11 protein-coding genes are annotated in these 21,532 nt (G+C 36.5%); 10 read left to right on the forward strand and 1 reads right to left on the reverse strand.

The features are described 5' to 3' along the window. Positions 1 to 138 precede the first annotated feature (138 nt). The gene (locus LNQ81_RS13760; RefSeq protein WP_229947680.1) at positions 139 to 591 is read right to left on the reverse strand and encodes a PaaI family thioesterase; all 453 of its coding nucleotides are present in this window, start codon (positions 589 to 591) and stop codon (positions 139 to 141) included. Between the two features lie 506 nt (positions 592 to 1,097). Between LNQ81_RS13760 and LNQ81_RS13765 the strand changes: the two genes are divergently transcribed. From LNQ81_RS13765 to LNQ81_RS13810, 10 genes are all read left to right on the forward strand, one after another. Further along, the gene (locus LNQ81_RS13765) at positions 1,098 to 2,075 is read left to right on the forward strand and encodes a deoxyhypusine synthase family protein (RefSeq protein ID WP_229947683.1); all 978 of its coding nucleotides are present in this window, start codon (positions 1,098 to 1,100) and stop codon (positions 2,073 to 2,075) included. A 421-nt stretch (positions 2,076 to 2,496) separates the two neighbouring features. Beyond that, the gene (locus tag LNQ81_RS13770) at positions 2,497 to 6,249 is read left to right on the forward strand and encodes an AraC family transcriptional regulator (RefSeq protein WP_229947685.1); all 3,753 of its coding nucleotides are present in this window, start codon (positions 2,497 to 2,499) and stop codon (positions 6,247 to 6,249) included. A gap of 424 nt (positions 6,250 to 6,673) precedes the next feature. After that, positions 6,674 to 9,742: a SusC/RagA family TonB-linked outer membrane protein gene (locus LNQ81_RS13775; RefSeq protein ID WP_229947687.1), complete on the forward strand. Its 3,069-nt coding sequence runs from the start codon at positions 6,674 to 6,676 to the stop codon at positions 9,740 to 9,742. A gap of 12 nt (positions 9,743 to 9,754) precedes the next feature. Then, positions 9,755 to 11,344, forward strand: coding sequence for a RagB/SusD family nutrient uptake outer membrane protein (locus tag LNQ81_RS13780; protein ID WP_229947689.1), 1,590 nt, complete (start codon positions 9,755 to 9,757; stop codon positions 11,342 to 11,344). 59 nt (positions 11,345 to 11,403) lie between these two features. Beyond that, entirely contained in the window at positions 11,404 to 13,197 is a 1,794-nt protein-coding gene (locus LNQ81_RS13785) for an alkaline phosphatase (protein WP_229947691.1), read from the forward strand. A gap of 3 nt (positions 13,198 to 13,200) precedes the next feature. Beyond that, a complete protein-coding gene (locus LNQ81_RS13790; protein ID WP_229947692.1) occupies positions 13,201 to 14,706 on the forward strand; it encodes a calcineurin-like phosphoesterase C-terminal domain-containing protein in 1,506 nt (501 codons plus the stop codon). Positions 14,707 to 15,701: 995 nt separating this feature from the next. Then, on the forward strand, positions 15,702 to 17,210 hold the full coding sequence (locus LNQ81_RS13795; RefSeq protein ID WP_229947693.1) for a S41 family peptidase: 1,509 nt from the start codon (positions 15,702 to 15,704) through the stop codon (positions 17,208 to 17,210). A gap of 48 nt (positions 17,211 to 17,258) precedes the next feature. Next, a complete protein-coding gene (locus LNQ81_RS13800; protein ID WP_229947695.1) occupies positions 17,259 to 17,969 on the forward strand; it encodes a sterol desaturase family protein in 711 nt (236 codons plus the stop codon). A gap of 431 nt (positions 17,970 to 18,400) precedes the next feature. Beyond that, the gene (locus tag LNQ81_RS13805; RefSeq protein WP_229947696.1) at positions 18,401 to 19,528 is read left to right on the forward strand and encodes a hypothetical protein; all 1,128 of its coding nucleotides are present in this window, start codon (positions 18,401 to 18,403) and stop codon (positions 19,526 to 19,528) included. A gap of 223 nt (positions 19,529 to 19,751) precedes the next feature. After that, positions 19,752 to 21,530, forward strand: a complete 1,779-nt coding sequence (locus LNQ81_RS13810) for an aminopeptidase P family protein (RefSeq protein WP_229947698.1) — start codon at positions 19,752 to 19,754, stop codon at positions 21,528 to 21,530. Positions 21,531 to 21,532: the final 2 nt, after the last annotated feature.

Raw genomic sequence — 21,532 nt, forward strand, 5'->3', positions numbered from 1 at the left:
GCCCTCTTGAGGAAGTCTGCCAAAGCAGAGTATATGAGAAGAATCTCATCAGGAACTCTACAATCCCTACCATGTATTTCCATACAGTAGCCACAATCCACATCCCCTCTTGCAGAAGGCAAAAAATTCTTAATTTCTTTATTCCTTCAGCTGTATCGCTAATATTTCACCAGTAGCACAGACCACACCATTAGCTTCTAGCGTCATATCCACCCATACTTTGCGTCCTTCGATACTGCGAAGTCTTCCTTTAAGCGTTAGTTCCTCTCCCATAGGAGTAGAAGCCTTAAAGTCTACCTTAAGTGATGCAGTCACACATCTCACAGGGATAGTGCCTTCTAGTGGTATCTCATTATGTTTACATAAGAATGCCGCTGCAGATCCTGTACCGTGGCAGTCTAGTAGTGATGCCACTAGTCCACCATACACACTACCCGCAATAGCAGTATACTTAGCATCAGGAGTGAAGTAAGCGATAGTCTTATCACCCTCTAAGTATGTTTTTAATTGATGCCCATCAGGGTTGTTCTTACCACAACCATAGCAGTGCGCTAAACTCTCAGGGTATAAGTCTTGAATTGCTTTTGTCATAATAGTAATTGATTGGTTATATACAAATAAACCTAAATTTAATGAGGAAGTCAAATAATATAGCTCTATAATACTTTTCTAATCTGAATCAAGATGCCTCTTCCATTCTTGCTATACAGTGCCTAATCCTTGCGGTATGTCAGCAGTGTTCTACCTCAGGAGGGGTTTTTCAGTACCAATACCTCAAGTATAGTACTATCATTGGGCTACCAAAGAGTAAGATGTCAAAGAACGAAGTAGAATTCTATAACAGCAAAATTAGCGTTCTTCAAAACTAGGATAGGAGGAAGTTCGGTAGTTGCAGAACTAACATTTTGAGAATAATAAAAGACCATAACTGATATTCTCAACCAAAGAATAATTGGGGTAAGTAGCCTATTTCATAAGCTAAAATGCGAAGAATTTTTTATCATATGATAAAAAAATACCTTTTCTATATCCCAATCTTTGCATCCTAAAAATAGGACGATAACGAATACCAAATATAATTAATAAATACAGATAAAATGGAAAATAGAGGACCTATTTCTCAATTTATGGCGCATAACTACCGCCATTTCAATGCAGCGACAGTAGTAGATGCCGCTCAGGGATTTGAAAAGTTTTTAGATGAAGGAGGGAAGATGCTTATTTCTCTTGCAGGTGCGATGAGTACTGCTGAGTTAGGGATCTCATTAGCAGAGATGATTAGACAAGATAAAGTGGCTATTATCTCGTGTACAGGAGCGAACTTAGAAGAGGATATTATGAACTTAGTAGCGCATTCTCACTATAAGAGAATACCTAATTATAGAGATTTGACCCCACAGGATGAGTTAGAATTACTAGAGAATAAATATAACCGTGTGACAGATACTTGTATTCCTGAAGAAGAAGCATTCAGAAGAATACAGAGCCATATTGAGAAGATTTGGAAAGACAGTGAAGCGGCAGGTGAGAGCTATTTTCCACACGAATATATGTATAAGTTATTATTAAGCGGAGTGTTAGAAGAGCATTACGAGATTGATCCAAAGAACTCTTGGATGCTTGCTGCTGCCGAAAAAAACTTACCAATCGTAGTTCCGGGTTGGGAAGACTCTACGATGGGGAATATCTTCGCTTCGTATGTAATCAAGGGAGAACTAAAATCAAGAACAGTAAATAGCGGTATCGATTATATGGTTTGGCTTGCTGACTGGTATAAGAACAATGCAGTAGACCACGGAGTTGGTTTCTTCCAAATCGGAGGGGGAATCGCAGGAGATTTCGCAATGTGTGTAGCACCGATGTGGGCACAGGATTTAGAGGATGACTCAGTATTAAGATGGAGATACTACTGTCAGATCACTGACTCGACTACTTCTTTTGGATCATACTCAGGATGTATTCCTAATGAGAAAATCACTTGGGGAAAATTAGATGTAGACACTCCTAGTTACGTAATTGAATCAGACGCTACTATCGTTGCACCATTAATATTCTCGTGGGTATTAAAACAATAAATAAGAAAGAGCTTTAGGGCTCTTTTTTTTGTGGGATGGTGTTGCAGTCACAATGTTAATCACGCTCTGTCGGCATAGTGTGGATGTGATTTGCAGGGTGTATAGTAATATACCTGTACCGCGGTAGATGTGACCTGTGGATTTGGATTGTGGTTACTGTGTGGGGCGTATTTAGCCTTTGCGCCGCCTGTCCCATTCGCTAAAACTGTCCATAGGACACTTTTTTAACGCTCTGTCCTGCCCGTACCGTGGTAGATTTGGATTGCGAAGTTGGAGAGTTGTGATGATGTTGTAAGCAAAGCAAAAAACCGAAAAAAACCAACTTAACAACATTTCCGTAACTATAATTTAACTTAGGCTTATAATTGAGTGGATGTAATGAGAGTACTTTTACAGGCATATACAAGTTTATATATTATACATGCGTTGGTTATTACTCTTATTATTCGTTCCTTTTTTATCATTGGGACAAAGCGTTCACTTTAAAACGATTACTACACGAGACGGTCTGTCTAATAATTCTATTAACTGTATTGCTAATCACACAGACGGATCTGTATGGCTAGGTACGTGGGATGGGTTAAATCTCTATGACGGCAAACAGATAAGGGTGTTTAAACATAATCCTCAGGATAATAACTCTATTGGTGGGAATGATATTTATGCCTTATTAAGAGACAAGCAAGACCGCTTATGGGTATTAACAGATGGTAAACAATTGAGTCTTTATTTAGATGATAATACGTTTGAGAACTTCAGGTTTAAAGGAACTCCGCAGGTTTTAAGTATAGATGCAAAGGGAAATATTCTCGTGCAGTTAGATACAAAACAGTGGTATAGGTATGATGGGGAACGCTTTATTGTTGCTCACCAAAAACAAGCGGGTGAAGTGTCTAAATTCTTAGTGTCTGATGCGCGTAAGAAATCACCTCAACACGCTGATAATGCTGTATTCTTAGGACATGTAAGAGACTATTTTAAGGAGTTAACCATCAATGCGATAACCACTGAAGACAATGGTAATATCTGGATAGGAACGAAAACACAGGGTATTTATCTTGTGAAGAAGATAGGTCAGTCGTATAGTATTATAGAGCATCATAAAGTAGATCCACAAAACCCGTTTAGTCTATTGAGTAACGAGGTTATGGTTTTGCACAACGATCAATATGGCAATATCTGGGTGGGGACTAAAGATGGTGGGGTATCTATTTTACCACGTATTAATGCAAGTGTAGATTATATCTATGCACATCCATCAAAACAACCTCATCTGCCTTACGAAACTATTAGAGCTATCGCTGTAGATCAGTTAGGAGGTAAGTGGCTAGGGTTTTACACGCAAGGATTGTATTACCAAAAGGACAAAAACAGCCCATTTAAACCTATCGTCATTCGCAAGCAACAGGAGAACGAAGATTGGAAACGAGTTCGTAGTATTTACGCCGATACGCAAGGAGCTCTTTGGGTAGGAACTTATGGTGGTGTGGTTAGAATTAACGGGGATAAACAAGAGTTTTTCCAAGAGGGAATCACTCCTTGTTTTTACAAAAATAGAACGTATACCTTTGCAGAAGATGCTAATCACGCCTTATGGATGGGGAGTTGGGGAGGCGTGAGCAAGTTTAATATGTTAACCCATACCTTTGAGCCGATTATCAATCAAGATAAACTGAGCAAGTATCACATTAGACATATTTCTATTCTAAATAATCAATTAATCTTATCAACAGAGGAGCATGGCGTAGTCTTTTATAACTGTCTATCGGGAGAGATAAATACACTAAACCAAACCAATGGATTACTTGGTAATAGTGTGTTCTCTACTTATGCAGATGCTTTTACAGGAGACTTGTGGGTAGCGACATTAGGTGGGATATCGGTATTTGACACAGATAATAAGTTAAAACAACAGATTAAAGAACAAGATGGTTTGCCAAGCCATTTGATTTATAGTTTGACTCCCTTTAGAGAAGATATTTGGATTAGTACCACGAAGGGAATTGCGACAATAAATAAGAAGACCTTTGATGTGCTCAACTATAGTAATTATATAGGTTGGCAAGGATTAGAGTTCTCTGAAGGGGCATATAGTCAAAACAAGGCAGGCTTGCTACTTTATGGAGGGAACAAGGGATTGAATATCATTGACCCTACACAAATCAATCAGTATGATAACATCCCACAGTTTAAGGTATTATTTAATGGGATGAGTGTGTCTAACGAGCATATCGTTCGCTTTAATCCCGAAGAGAATAAATTACAATTGGCTTTATATCCCATTGGTTTTAATCAATATCCGATTAATCAGTTTGAGTATAGAATTGTTGGTCTATTTGATGATTGGAGAGCTTTACCACAGAAGGATATTCACCTAGATGATTTGGATCACAAGTTTTACCGAATAGAGATAAGGGATACTGTAGATAGTGAGAATAAGGTTATTTATACCTTGTCTTTTGACATAGAGAAGCCTTATTTCTTACAACCTTACTTTATTATTGCTTTTGTAGTCTTATTAGGGCTCCTTATTCTATGGCGTGTGCGTGTGAAACAACGAGCAATGCGCAAACGTGAGGTGGAGTTAAAGAAGCAAGTTCGAGATCGCACCCGTGAGGTAGAAGCGCAGAAGACTAACTTAGCCAATAAGAATAGCCAATTAAGCGAGTTAAATCAAGCGATTAAACAACAGCAAGAGGAATTGTTAGCATTACACAGCAAGCTAAAGAATGAAGATATCGAGATGGAGAACTTCAGGATATTTTTGCTTTCTCGTATTAAGAAACCCATTGTCAATACACTTGCCACTTTAGAAGAGCTAAATGTAGATGCGAGTAAGAAAGAGGAATTGGTTAAAGTCTATGATCTAGTAAGAGAATGGGATTATATCGAGCAGGTTAACGACTTTGATAGCGGTGAGCTAGTAAGTGTTGATTTGTTTGTCTTTATAGAATATCTAAAAGAAGAGTGGTCTACAGTGAGGGAGAAGTTTGGTATTACCTTAAATATAGAGAATGACTTAGTATCTAAATGGGTAGAGGTAGATCTACTACGCATTAAGTTACTATTGCGCTATTTGCTATTTGAATGCTGTAAATATATGGATATAAATCAGGTAATAAATGTGCGATTCTCTATCAGAGAAAGCCTAGTATGTATAGATATTCAGTCTGATAGTAAGACACTATTGACGTTCTGGAATGATAACAGAAGCTTTAGTCCTTATTACAGAGCCTTTGATTCTCTATTGCAAAGTCTAAAAGGAACTATTGAAGGGAATGAGGTAGATACTTTTGATCTTGGGCTGACGATACCTGTGCTGTGTTCTTCTAATGAAAGCAAGCAGGGTAAAGAGGCAAATTGGAACGAGTTTTTAGAAGAACTTCAAGTCTTGCCAAAAGACAAAATGAACATATTAGTGTATTCGAAAGAAGAAGATAAGCCTATCGTTAAACAATTAATAGGGTTTAATCAAGAGGCTAATATCGTGTATAATCACAGTGTTAGTAGGGTAGTAGGGAATATAGAGCATTATAAGTATGATGCACTAGTGCTGTATAACACTTCTTTGTCAGATCGCTCTTTATCTCTGTTCTCACAGATTAAGAAGTATGCTCATAAGCAACGTCTGATTATCTTCTATATAGCTGAAGAGGTAGATTATTTCCTTCAAGAGCAACTAAGTCAACTAGGAGTAAGTGATTTTATCCATCTACCTGTGAGCAAATCTACTCTAGAGAATAAGATATATAAACGCATTGGATACGATAAACAAAACAAAGAGAGCAATACTGTCTTGTGGAAGACAAATTTATCTGACGATATCGCTGCACATCTATCTCCTAATGAGAAACTGTTTAGAAAGGGGATGGAAATTATGAATGCACAGTTTAGTGATGCGAGTTTTGGCATCGAGCAGTTGACCTCTGATTTGGGAATTTCAAAAATGAAGTGCTATAGATTATTTAAGGAGTTCTTAGACCAATCACCGTTAGAAATATTAATCGAAATGCGATTACAGAAAGCCCGCTTACTTATAGAAAAAGGAGACTTGACGATATCAGAGGTTGGTTTTGAATGTGGATTTAACGACCCTAAGTACTTTAGTAAATCGTTCAAGAAACGCTATGAGTGCAGTCCTTCTTATTTTAGAAGTGAAGGCACTGAGCTATAATTAGGAATTAGGAATCTGTGCCTTCGGCATTAGGGGGATATCTATTTCGCAATCGATATAAGGTACAGACGCACTGACTGGTTTTTTTGTGATTTTGGTTTTTCGGTTTTTTGTTTTGTCTTTCAGGCATGAGGTGAAGAGTATTCTGCTTTTATTAGAGAAAATAGTCTTTTAGAAGCTAATTTGCTTAACGACTTCACGACATCACAAACAAACAACATCACAACTCCACAAAATCACAAAAAAAATAACATTACAACATCACGCCAGTGTTAACTAAAGGTTATTGTACAAAATAGACACTATTCTGATACAAGATTAGGGGATAAATGAAAGAAATGTCTACTTCTCTGAAAGATTAACACCCCTAGTTTTTATCAAGTGGAAGTACTTTCGAAAGTGAAATATCAATGTAATTAAACTTATGAAAAGACATTTCTTAGTCTGGATGCTATGTATAGGAGGCAGCACATTCCTACATGCACAAGTAATAGTAAAAGGAAAAGTAACAGGTAAAAGCGATGGCTTACCAGTTTCTTTTGCTACAGTAATCGCTAATAAGGATAATTCTACTTGGGCAACAACAGATGCCGATGGTAATTTTATGTTAGAGCTAAAAGCTGATGCAGGTACCTTAGCTGTAGAGTATTTAGGATATCAGCCTAAAACAATTAACTATAAAGGTGCACAACTAGTAAGTATCGTACTTGAGCAAGATAGCAATATCTTAGATGAGGTAGTACTAATCGGTTATGGAGCTTCTAAGAAGAAAGACATTACCACATCTATCGCTACAGTGGATAATATCGATAAGCTAGCTTCTAGACCTGTGTCTAATTTAAGTGATTTCTTACAAGGACAAGTAGCAGGGGTGACCGTTACACAACAAGGTGGAGATCCATCAGGTACAAGTAAGATGGTTATTCGTGGTTCAGGTTCATTAGCTAATGAGACGCCGCTTACTGTAGTAGATGGGGTTCCTTATTATGGTCCTGCGATTAGCCCAAATGATATAGAGTCTGTATCGATCTTAAAAGATGCAGCTGCAGCTGCTATCTATGGAGCACAAGCTGCTTCTGGGGTAATCGTGATTACAACTAAGAAAGGAGTAAAGGGTGACCCTAGTGTTACATTGAATATGTATACAGGTTTCTCTAATGCTACTAATCTACCTACACCATTAGATGCTAAAGGTCAGGCTTGGGCGTATAATACCGCTGCTGACAACTCTGGTGCACCTAGACAGTCTGCTCATAACGCAGCACTTAATCCTTGGGGTCAAGAAACTAGAACCAATTGGATGGATGAAATATTTAGAACAGCGGCAATGTATAACGCTGATGCTAGTATCTCTGGAGCTACAGATAAAAGTAATTACTTAGTATCATTTGGTTATAATAAGAAAGAGGGAACACTGATAGGGACTTTCGCAGAGCGTTATAATTTCAGAGTAAAGACAGATACGAAACTTACAGATAAAGTCACAATAGGAGAGAATGTATATTACTCTAATACCAATGCCATAGGGACTAATACAAGTAGTTCTTACTCAGGAAGTGTGATTAGCGCTTTATATATGCCTTCTGCAGCGCCTGTATATGATGCAGATGGAAAGTTTGGAGGGGTAGTACCTCACGAGTTAGCTCAGTTCGCAGGAGCATATGGAGATGTATTTAATCCGGTTGCGTTGTTATTAAGACCTACAACGTCTAATCCTACTAATTTCCTAAATGCCAATGTATATTTAAACTACGAAATCGTAGATGGACTATCGTTCAAAACATCTTATAGCTTTGATTATACAAGTAACAAATACAAGAAGTTTACACCTAAAGCACCTGAGTTAGGAAGAACAAACTTAAACAACTACTTATTTGAAAGTAATTACGAGAAGACACATTGGATTTGGGATAACCAAATAACGTATCACAAGACTTTTGGCAAGCACGACATTAATGCTACAGCTATTCACTCTGCTCAAAAAACGAACTATGACTTCTATTCTATACAAGGGGAAGGCTTTAGTAGTGAAGAGTCTTTTAATCAATATATGGGGAACGCCTCTATTATGCGTAAGCCTGTTACAGAAACATACGAAGACGCATTGACTTCTATCATCGGACGTGTGATGTATAACTTTGACGATAAATACTTCGTATCAGGGAGTTTGCGTAAAGATACTACTTCTCGTTTAGCTAAGAATAATCAGTCTGAAGTATTTCCTTCTGCTTCTGTGGGATGGAGAATTTCACAAGAGAATTTCTTTAATGTACCTGCGATTAGTGAGTTAAAACTAAGAGCGTCTTGGGGACAGATAGGTAACGTTAACTCAGTGGGGTATTACTCTTTTGACGTGCCATTGAGTACTACAGATATCATTATGGGAGAAGATGGTATGCTAACAGGTAAGGGAACTTATATTAATAGACAGTCTAACCCTAACCTTAAATGGGAAACATCAGAGTCTGTGGATATCGGAGTAGATGCGGCATTCTTTAACGGGCGTTTAAACTTGGTAGCGGATTACTTTAGTAAGCGTACAAAAGGGATGATTATTCCTGGATTAGAAGACGCGCACCACGGTACTGCAGCAGCAGATGTTAACGGTGGAGAAGTATTAAATAAAGGATTAGAGTTGTCATTAAGTTATAATGATAATATCGGTGATCTTAACTATAAGTTGTTTGGTAACGTGAGTTTCTTAAAGAACGAATTAGTGAATTTGAACGGATATAATCAGAGTGGAATTGATTATATCGCACACACAGATAACGTAAGAGGTATACTTAACCCTTATCGTTCAGTAGTGGGCAAATCACTTTATTCAACTCACTTGGTTCCGTATTTAGGAATCTTCCAATCACAAGCTGAAGTAGACGCTTACAGAGGAAAGAACGGTAATTTAATCCAACCTAACGCTAAACCAGGTGACTTCAAGTTTGCTGATTCTAATGGGGATGGTAAGATAGATAATAATGATAAAGAGTTTATGGACGCTTATATGCCTAAGATCACTTATAGCTTTGGTTTAAACCTAGAGTATAAGAATTGGGATGTGAGTATGTTCTTCCAAGGTGTAGGTGATGTGAAGGTATTTAACGGATATAAGTTCACTGCTTATAACGCGTCATTACAAGGGTACAACTTAGATAGTAGAGTACAGAATGCATGGACACCTGAGAATACAAATACGAATATCGCTAGATTATCTACTAAAGATGACAACCAAAACTACGGTACTACTTCTAGCTGGTATTTAGAGGATGCGTCATATTTGCGCTTAAAGAACTTAACGATAGGATACACTTTACCAAAGAGTATTATGAATGCCTTATCTACTAAGTCTAGCTTGAGAATCTTTATGTCAGGAGATAACTTATTTACTATTACAGGATATAAAGGTTTAGATCCTGAAGTAGGTGGAATAGGTCTAGATGTAGCAACATATCCTATCTCTCGTACCATATCAGGTGGTTTCTTATTTACTTTTTAATCCAAGACAATTATGAAAAAATACAACTTATCTAAATATAGTCTAGTATTAGGTTTTTCGACTATTTTATCACTAGGCGCGTGTAGTTCTGATTTTACAGAATTAGATCCAAAGGGAAGTACATCGTATGAGAACTATTGGAAAAGTGAGCAAGATGCAGTAGAAGCAGCCAATAGCTTATACCAAATGATGAATCAGGACGAAATGTTCGGTAGAGGGTTCTTCTGGTATATTAATGCTTCTGATGATATGGTGACAGGACGTCTAAATGCAACTGCTGATAATATCAAGAACTTTAATATGAATGGGGATGAAAACTATGTCAATGGTATTTATCAGAATGCATATAAAGTAATCCGCAGAGCGAATGACATTATCGTGAATGTTCCTGGGATGAAAATAAGTGAGTCTCTTAAAACTAGGATTCTAGGGGAAGCGTATTTTATGAGAGGGTTCTTTTATTTCTGGTTAGCGCACACTTATGGAGATAATGGACAGAATGGTGGAGTGCCTATTATTACAGAGGCTAATATGTCTCAGCCTGCGGGTAGTTTTAAAAGACCTGCTAGTGTAGTGGAGAACTATGATCATATCGTTAAGGACTTGACTAAAGCAGCGGAATTATTGCCATTGTTTACGTCTTATTCTGCTGATAATTATGGTAGAGCACATAAAGATGCAGCCCTTGCTTATATCGCTAAGACTAACTTATACTGGGCACAGTATGACAAATCTAGATATGCTGAAGTAATTAAGTATGCAGATGCAGTTACTAATTCTGGATCTAATAGAGCTTTAGTGAATACAGGTAATCCTGCGAAAGATTACAGAGAACTGCACAGTTATAAAAACAACTGGAAAAGTGAGTATATCTGGTCTGTGAACTCAGGTATCGAAGGAGGAAGTATCTTGCCAGGATGTATGCTTGAGAATAAAGGATGGGGTGCTTATAACGGTTGGGGATATTATACACCAACAGAAGGGTTATTCCAAGAATTTGAGAAAGGGGATGCACGTAGAAAGGTAACTTTATTGACTTTCGGAGATGAGTTTTCTTACTTTGGAAAAACAAGAAGATATGCATCAGAGAATTCATTATCAGGACTTCAGTTTAATAAGTATATGGCAGAGTATGCTACAGAAGATGCTCTAGGGAAGTTTATCAATACCAATGGGGATAAACCAACAACGACGTATAATGTGCCTTTAATGCGTTATGCGGAGATCTTATTAATAAAGGCAGAAGCACAGATTATGTCTGGACAGAGTGGGGATGATGCGTTAAACCAAGTGCGTGTACGTGCAGGGCTACCAACTAAAACTGGAGCTACTATGGCTGATTTAAAACACGAAAGACGAGTAGAGTTAGCAGGGGAGTTTGCAAATAGGCACTTTGACTTAGTGAGATGGGGTGATGCTAAGGAGGCTTATGGCAAGCCACTTTATGGACGTGTTCACAAGGACCGTTCTAACCCTGATTCACCATACACAGTATCAGAAGTATGGAAGGCAAGAAACTTTGATACAAGTAAAATGCACGTATGGCCTATTCCTAATAGAGCAGTACAATCATCAGGTATCAAACAAAATGTAGGTTGGTAATATTATTTTCAAGATTCAGAGGGGCGTAAGCTCTATGCCCCTCTTTTTACACACAAAACATGAAAAGATTCTTTCTATCGATAGCACTGCTAGCAAGTGTATTCACTGCTAATGCGCAATCAAAAACATATAAAATACACTCTCATAACGACTATCAGCAAGCTACGCCATTCTGGACAGCGTATACTAATGCGAGTCAGTCTATTGAGATAGACTTAGTACTTGATAAAGGGGCGTTATACGTAGCGCACGAGCAAAAGAGTATTGATAAAAACAAAACAATTGAGAGCTTGTATCTAGACCCATTAGCCCAAGCGGTTAAACTAAATATAGGACAGCCCAAAGGGCTTAACTTCTTACTTGACCTAAAGTCGAATGCAAATCAGTCATTAGAATTGCTATTACCTGTGCTAAAGAAATATGAGCAGCTAATTAAAGAACAACAAGTAATCTTCGTTATCTCAGGTAACAAGCCTGATGATGCGACATTTAAGAAGTGTCCTGCTTACATACAGCTAGATCATCAATCACTTACACCTATTGCAGATCAAGCAGTTTGGAGTAGAGTTGCGATGGTTAGTCTAAACTTTAGAGAGTATTCTGTTTGGAATGGTAAAGGGCGTATCGTGGAAGCTGAGAAAGTGAAGTTGCAGCAAGTGATTGATCTAGTTCACAGCCAAGGGAAGGCTATTCGATTCTGGGGAACTCCTGATGGGAAGACTGCTTTTAAGGCTTTTGCAGATATGGGAATAGATGTTATTAATACTGACAATCCTTATTTGGCTAATGCGTATTTGTCAAATCTACACAAGACTGTTTATACCAATAAAGAAGTGTCTAAGGTATATAAACCAACCTTTGCAAATGATGATAAAAATATACCTATTAAGAACGTTATTCTGCTAATAGGAGATGGTAATGGATTGTCACAAATATCTGCTGCTGCATTGGCAAATGGCGGTGATTTAAGTTTGCTGCAATTAAAAAGTGTAGGGTTCTTAAAGACACAAGCAGGAGATGATTTTACGACGGATTCTGCGGCAGGTGGTACAGCTTTAGCAACAGGTGAGAAGACGTATAATCGCTCTATCGGGATGAGTATGCAAAGAACGCCATTAATGAATATCACAGAGTATCTAGCACCCTTTAAATATAAAACAGGAGTGATCAGTACAGATGAATTGACTGGGGCAACGCCTTCTTCATTTTACGCACATCAGTTAGATAGAGATGATGATAAATTAATAGCAAAGGATTTGCTAAGTAGTAATTTGTCATTGTTTGTAGCTGCTGGTAAAAAGACATTTAACGACATTGACTTAAAGAAAAAGTTTACATTAGTTAACGACCTAAAAGAGCTTGGTAATTCAAAAGAATCTAAGGTAGGAATGTTCTTAGCTGACGGAGGATTAAAGGGAATTATAGATGGTAGAGATGATGTGTTAGCTCAGGCAACTAAGCATAGTTTAGACTTCCTATCTAAAGATAAACAACCTTTTTTCTTAATGGTCGAAGGTGCGAAAATAGACTCTTATGGTCACTTTAATAATACGGGAGGTATCGTGACTGAAGGTATTGACTTTGATAGAGCGATTACAGAAGCATTGAAGTTTGCAGATAAGGATGGGCAGACATTAGTGATTATCACTGCGGACCACGAGACAAGTGGTTTTGCAATACCACAAGGGGATGTTAAGAAGGGAATAATAGAGGGAGATTTTATCTCTAATGACCATACAGGAACGATGATTCCTATCTTCGCTTACGGGCCTAAATCAGGCGAGTTTAGAGGAGTGTATGAGAATAATGAAGTATTCCATAAGATAGTTAAGCTTTTAAATCTAAAGAAGTAAACCATGAAGCGATTAGTAGTCTATCTGATGGCTGTAATGGGGACTAGTCTTTATGCCCAAAATAAAAATATTAGCGGTAAGGTATTTGAAGATGTCAATAAAAATGGGCAATACGATAAAGGAGAACCGCTGCTAAAAAATGTTTTGATCAGCAATGGTCAAGACCTTGTAAAGACAAATCAAAAAGGAGAATATAAGATAAATACGATGGCAGATATGCAGGTGTTTATTGTAAAGCCTAATGGTTATCAGTCTTCTTTGTCTAAAGAGAATAAGGTGAACTTTTACCTGCCTTATGCTGATTTAGGAAAAGTGAGTACATATGATTTTGCCTTGTATAAACAAGACGAGTCAAAGCCTTTAAATGCAGTACTTCTAGGTGATTTACAGTCTGATGTATTAGATGATATTCATCACGTAGAGAAGTTAGTAGTCAGCGAATTGTCAAAGACACCGCCTGATCTAATCTTTCCTTTAGGGGATTTGGTATTTGATCGATTGGAAGTATTTGACCCTTTGTCTAAATCATTGGGATTGATTGGAAGCCCGATATATTATGTGGTTGGAAATCACGATCTAGACTTCGGTAAGGACAAGAAGGTTAAGGACAGAGATATTAGTTATAAGAAGGTCTTTGGGCCTTCGTATTATGCCTTAGAGTATGGAGATGAGCTAATTATCGTGCTTAATAATATCTTGCCTATTGATGAGAAGGGATATATCGGCAAGATAGATGAGGTACAAAAAATCTTTCTAAAGAATATTCTAAGTCATTATGCACCCACGCATCAAAAGGTAAAAGTAATGATGCATATTCCTATCGAATTTATGAAGGATAAGCAGGAGTTTGTAAGCTTATTTGACAGTTATAAGCAAGTATTTGTTGGGGTAGGGCATACTCACACCCAATATCACAATCATTACTCTAGAAAGACTAATGCGCCTATTCACGAGTTAGTAGCAGGAGCAGTATGTGGAGCTTGGTGGCAAGGACCTCACGATATCGAGGGAATACCATTTGCGATGATGTACGATGGTACTTGGAAGGGATATTGGCATTTGAACTCATCTCCCAAAGATTATACGTTATCATACAAAGTGTCAGGTAGAGCTGCCGATAAACAGATACAAGTTTGGGCACCTGAGGTAAAAGAGTGGGACAAGAGTCTAGAGCATCTAAATGATGGCTATATCTACGCAAACGTCTTCGCAGGGGATCAAGATACTAAAGTGCAAATCAGTTTTGATGGTACTACGTGGCAATCGATGGATTATTATCAGGGAGTAGATCCTCATTATACAAGATTAATTGAGTTACAAAAACAAGGTAGATTTAAAAATATGAATACCTCTTCTGCCGTCGATGCCAAAAGAGTAAGTAAACATTTATGGCGTATGCCAATTCCTGAGGGGCTTCAAGAAGGACCTGAGTTGATTAAAGTAAAAGCTATTGACATACGATACGGTCTTAATCATGTGGAGAACCGTGTCCTGTGGACCCCAAATTAGCTTTATATAAGGAGTTGAGGTGTCAACTTTTTAGATTAGTAGTGTTTGTATTGAGAGGTAGCCCATCGTGGGCTACCTTTCTGTTTTTAAGACGCTGTATTTTTATTGAAAGATTAAAAGGGAAATATTTTAAAAATGGATTGGATAATTTTGGTTAAGCAGAGTTCGTAAGATTAATAGATAATACTAATCAGGTTCTGTCGGTACAGTGTGGATTAGGATTGTGTGCCAGTATTGCGGGGCGTATTTAGCCTTTCGTTGCCTGTCCCATTGGCTAAAACTATCCATAGGACACTTTTTTAACGCTCTAACCTACCCGTACTGTGTTAGATGTGACTTTTGGACGTGGTTTATGAATTTTATCTTATGGATTACTGTTAATGACTACTACTCTTAACTTACTCAGAGAATAAGAAAAATGGTAGTACGACTGGTTTGCTTTTAAAGTTTACTGGGTAGGCAGGGGACTTTTCTTTAAGGGGAATGATATTTAGGTACTTGATAGTGGCTTGACCATTGCTGGAGAATCCTACTCTCTTGTATTTTGGAAGAAAAAGTAAGGGTATAGTTCTCGGGAAGTTGTTTATTAAGTGTTATAATTGTCCAATGTTTGTTTTTTTTCCTGTTAGTTTGTAAAATTTCAGTATTTACATCCTGTGAGTAGGTCTGTTTTTACTGATGTTTTTAGCTGTACTAGAGCGTGTTATTATCTGCAGAACCACAGTTAATAAACTGAAGATAAAGGAGTATAAAAAGATTTGAATTTCGCCTTGTCAATAGTGTAGGTAATTATTTTGCAAGTTTAACGCTTTCAAAATAATAAAATATCTTTTTATGTGTTATAATATACATACTAGTGAATGGTTGTGAAGATGAGAGCTATGTTTTATCTTTGTAGACTGAAAAATAAGGTTTCATTAGAGAATATGTTTTAGTTTTATGTTTTTTAATGCTAAAGATTCTTTATTTTTAAAATAATTAAATCGAGAAAAGGAATGATTAAAAGAGGTTTATTATTAATTGCCTTACTATTGAGTAGCTCCGTTGTTATAGGACAGAAGAAGTACTCAGAACTAACGAAAGAAGATTATTTACATGATTTTGATATTCTTATAAATATTATAAAAAACCAACACCCTAATCCATTCCGTAGTATTACTGCGAAAGAATTTGACAAGAAGGTGGCTGAGATTAGAAGTAACCTTGAGAAGAATCCTTCTTATGGGAACTTTTTGTTGTCTAATCCTATTCCGCTAATTCACGATGCTCATTCTTCTCTAAGTACAGATAGTACGATATTTGAGGATTTTACTAAAGAGTCTACATTCTTTCCAGTGAATACAATTGTGTATGATGGTAAGGTATTTGTGAATCAACATAACCCTGTTCTACCTGCTGGTAGTGTTATTACAGCTGTTAATGATATTAAATCTAAAGCCTATTTAGATAAAATAAATGTGACTACAGATGGGCAGATAGTTGCCAATGATGCGAAGGATTTCTCATTCTATGTATCACTTATGAACCCAGGTGTAGAGGAGTTTAAGATTGCTTATCAAGATACATTGAATGCTCCAGAGCACAAGGAAGTAGTAATGAAGTCTGTTGACTATTCTCGTAATTACTATAATGTGCAGAAGGCAATATTACCTGTAGATGTTATTAGTTATTCTTATGGGATTTATGGACGCAAGATTACAGATGAGACTTATTATTTAACAATTAAGACATTTGCTTTCTCAGAAGAGTTTGCCTATCAGAAGTTGAGTACTTTCTTTGAAAAGCTAAATGCTGATGGAGTAAAGAACTTAATCATCGATATCAGAGGCAATGGAGGAGGTTTTCTGAGCAATATTCCTTTATTTTACTCCTTTATATCTAAGGACAAAGTATTTAAGAATAGCTATCGCTATGCTACTAAAGTAGTGGAAATTAATGTGCGTGAGAACTTAATCGATGCTAGTGGTAGACAGTATTCTGATATGGACATCAAAAACATGAATAACTTTATGTTCCAACGTTATGACAAGAGTACGGTAGAGGGGGATGAGTATTACTATGGTAATAATCGCCTAGATGAGTCTTATGTGGAGAATTATCCTCGTGATCGTTATTTCTTTGAAGGAAATACAATGTTATTAATAGATAATAATACGGTGTCAGCTGCGGCATACTTTGCTTCTCTATTTAAGGAGAATAACAGAGGAGCTATTATTGGTCAAGAGACTCGTACATGTAGTAACTTCACAACGGCTTCTTGGTTTATTAACTATAAATTACCTAATACACAGACAGTGGTAGATTTGCCTCGTTCAGAAGTATTCTTTAATAATTTGATTAGTACTAAACAGGGGTGTCGAGGAGTGCTACCTGATTATAGTGTAGATGAAAAGGCATTTTATAAAAGTTTAATCAATGAGCAAGATCCAGAGCTGACCTTTGCCTTAGATTTACTAAGAAGACAAGCACAGAACGTAGAGTTAAAGAGTATAGACGTTAATTAAACTAGAATAGAGGGTGCTGTCTACACCAAATGCTTTGAGAATATAAATATGTTAGAAAGAATTATCACATTATCTATTAGTGAATTGATTGCCTTTAGCTTATTGCTAAACCTCTTTCTCTATGGGCTTTCTATAGGTTTATATCTCCTACTACAAAAGTACACGTGTAGTACTTATATACAAGAAGAGCAGCAGGCTATCACAAGTAGAGATATTCGTTTGTCTCTGTTTACTATTGTGTGTAATGCCCTTGTGTTTTTGTTAGGTATATGGCTTTATAAGAATGAGATCATTAATGTCAGTGAGGATAATACGATATTGATTATCATCCTACAAACTATTGGATTAATTATAGGTATGGACTTCCTGATGTATGTATTTCATCGCTTAGCACATATCCCTTTTTTTTATTCTTTAGCACACATAAGACATCATGAACACAGTAGTGTGAATGCAATTAGTCTATTTGTTCTACATCCGATCGAAGCTATTGGTTTTGGTCTTTTGATAGTGGTGTTGTTATATCTATTTCCATTTGATGTGATTGCTATTGTATTATACCTAATTGTTAATTTATTATGGGGTACAATAGGACATATCGATAAGGATATCTTTAAGGGAACTTTATTTGAGCGCATCAGCCGCGATGTTCTGTGTCTAACGGTATTTCACAATATTCACCACCAAGATCCCCATAGCAACTACGGTTTTTATACTTTATTTTGGGATAAATGCTTTAAAACATACCGAAAAGAGTAATACCATAAATTAGTAATTTCCATTTACAATAGATACTAGCTTTTATCATATTGAGGAGTTTTTAAAACCTCTTTTATAGCTTGCTTGAGACACTGACTTCACTTTGTTTTGTATAATTGATGCTCTTTTAAGTGTTGTTTCCGGATTTAAAATAATATACGCTTGTAAGTTGTTGATTTATAGCTGTAAACTTTTTTTTAAGTAACTGTTATTTTTAATTTCCCTCCTTTATATCCTTGGTTGTATTACTATAAGTTGTTGGAATGTAGTAGTTAATGATAAACAAAGTGTTAGAATGGTTAGATAATATAGCTTGTTTTATGCATGTTGGAAACGAAAAATAGGTAAATAATCAATTGAAATGTGTAAATTTGATAGTCACGCCTTACTATATAGTATTATTGTAATGTGATTATAATTAAAATGCTATTATGAAAAAGAGTATTGTTGTATTGATGTTAGGAATCGGCGGAGTTATCTACGCTCAAGATTCTATTGCATTACGTGATCTTTCTACAAAAGACACATTGAAACTAAGGGATGTCACTTATGTTTTAGATACATATGTTCTTAATGATTCTCTAGATATTGTAGAAAAGAGAAGTGCAATGCCTGCCATACATACACCGCTAAATAACCGCCTAAAATATATAGCTAGTACTGACGAAGGATTTAAGCCATTTATTAGTTTAGATAGTAAAAAAGATAGTATAGTACTTGTGTCTAAGTATATCAAAGGAGAGTTAGAGAATGGGGTAGTGGTAGAAGATAATGGAGCAGAGGATTTAGCAGTGGTGCATTACACAGATTTTAAACCTGTGACTAGATATACAACCAATAGTGACTATCACTTCTATATGTATGCGAGTAGTGAAATAGAAAAAAATGATGGGCTAAGGGATCAGTTTGACAATCTAGAAGAAGGAGAGTTGCTTCCATATAAACAAGATTATGTAGATGGCAAATGGACATCGTGGAATGGTGATCTGACAGTGAGTCAAGTGAATATAGATGGATTATCTACTGCTGCTACTTTATACAGTTCTTTAGATGAGAATAAGGAGAGAATGATGTGGAAAATACTAGACAAGGACAATGTACTGTCTTATGTCTTCATCGAGAAAGCAAAAGGGATAACGACTGTGTATGAACAATCTTTTAGAAAAGAAGGAGATAAACTAGTACCATTACCACTGAATACTGCTTCTATGATTAATGTAGGTTTTGATAAAAAGCGTATAACAACGAAGACAGAGAAAGGAAAGAGTATCTCGGACATCTACTTTGAAACTTTCGGTAAGAGAGAATGGAAAAAACCGAATCAATATATCTTTGATTACAAGAGAAAATCAGATAAGAAAGATACGCGTGCTAGAGTGGTATTAGATAAGAGTATCACTCCTGATACAATCTTCTTTGATTTTATCGTGGCATTAGCGAATAATCCAGAATTATTTAGAAGAGATGTACACTTAAAGGATTTCTCTTATGAACAGCTATTAAACAAAAAGATTATAGTACTTAATACCTCTGTAAAGGCACTGTACATATTAGAATAGTACCTTAAATCTGCTGATAACATTTAAGGTAATAAAGCCTGCTATTTAGCAGGCTTTATTCGTTTAGGATACTAAGGGATTGTAAATATCTATTTGTGATTAGCGTTAAGGCATTCTTTTATAGTAAATAAGAGGAAAGAAAGGAGCTTGCTATTTTAACAGATTTATCTTTTGGTAGTAAGTGCCATTTTGTATCTTTAGCTTGAAAAATTTATTAGCAAAAATGACATATTTAGAAAAACTATCAGAGATACGTTCTTTAATGAAGAGCAAGGGTATAGATGGATATATTATTCCTTCGTCAGATCCTCATATTAGTGAATACTTACCAGATTATTACAAGTGTATATCTTGGACATCTGGTTTTAGAGGTTCTGCAGGAACATTAGTTATTACACAAGACTTCGCTGGATTATGGACAGATTCTCGTTATTTCGTACAAGGGCCTGGACAGTTAAAAGGATCAGGTTTTGAGCTAGTAAGGTTAAAAGTACAACATGCACCGGAGTATGTTAATTGGTTAGGAGATAAATTATCTGCTGGGAGTACAGTAGCATTTGACGGTAACTTAGCGTCACTAGCTGTAGCTAATTCGGTAAAAACAATCTTAGAGCCTCTTAATATTAAGATAGATGGACATGTAGATTTGTTAGATTTGATTTGGAAAGATAGACCTGGACTACCTACAGAGCTTGCTTATACGCTTCCAATATCTATTACGGGACAATCTACTCCTGATAAAATAGCAGCTGTACGCAAAGTATTAAAAGAAAAAAGAGCCACATCGCATTTGATCTCTTCATTAGATGATCTTGCTTGGGTATTAAATATAAGAGGAACAGATGTGAAGTGCAACCCTGTTACACTTGGATTTGTTTTTATTAGTCAAGATAAATCAATCTTGTTTATTGACTCTAAAAAGTTAGATAAAGGAACAGCTGAAGAGTTACAAGGTTATGGTATTCTTATCAAGCCTTATGAAGAGGTAAGAAATTACCTTAAATCATTAAGCGCAAGTGAGACAATTTTGTTAGATCCTAAGCGCACTTGTTTTGCTACGTATGACTCAGTACCTACTAATGTAAAAATATTAGAAGATATGAATCCGTCTACGATGCTTAAAGCTGTTAAGAATGAAGTAGAGCTTAACCACGAGAGACAGGCAATGGTGAACGATGGTGTAGCTTTAACGAAGTTCTTCAAATGGATTGAAGAGAATGTTGCTTCAGGACAGTTATCAGAGATGAGTATAGCAGATCACTTAAGAGATTTGCGTGCAGCTCAACCAGGGTTTAAAGATATCAGCTTTGACACTATTGCAGGGTATAAAGACCATGGAGCATTACCTCATTACAAAGCAGAGTTAGATAGCAATTACATATTAGAAGCAAAAGGATTATTATTAGTAGATTCGGGAGGACAGTATGAGACTGGTACTACAGATATCACTCGTGTAATCTCTTTAGGTCAACTAACTCAAGAAGAAAAAGAAGACTATACTTATGTGCTAAAAGGTACAATAGAAGGGTCAATGGCGATCTTCACTAAAGGAACTAGAGGATATCAGATAGATGCTATCACTCGTCGCCCTATCTGGGCGTCTATGCGTAACTATGGACATGGTACAGGACATGGGGTAGGATTCTTTCTTAATGTGCATGAAGGACCACATACTTTTAATGGAGCAGCAGTAGATATCGCTATTGAGACAGGTATGGTGAGTTCTATCGAGCCGGGTCTATATAGAGAAGGTAAGCACGGTATCCGTATTGAAAACTTGGTGGTATCTAGAGATATTAGCTCTAATCAGTTCGGAGACTTTATGGACTTTGAGACCATTACAATCTGTTATATTGCAACTGATTTAGTAGATAAATCTCTATTAGAGCAAGTACATATTGACTGGTTAAATAACTATAACCAATGGGTATATGAATCGTTAGAATCTAAATTATCACCTGTAGAAGCAGCGTGGTTAAAAGAGAAAACAAAGGCAATTTAGTG

This window comes from Myroides oncorhynchi (assembly GCF_020905415.1).
GTDB classification, from domain to species: Bacteria; Bacteroidota; Bacteroidia; order Flavobacteriales; family Flavobacteriaceae; genus Flavobacterium; species Flavobacterium oncorhynchi_A.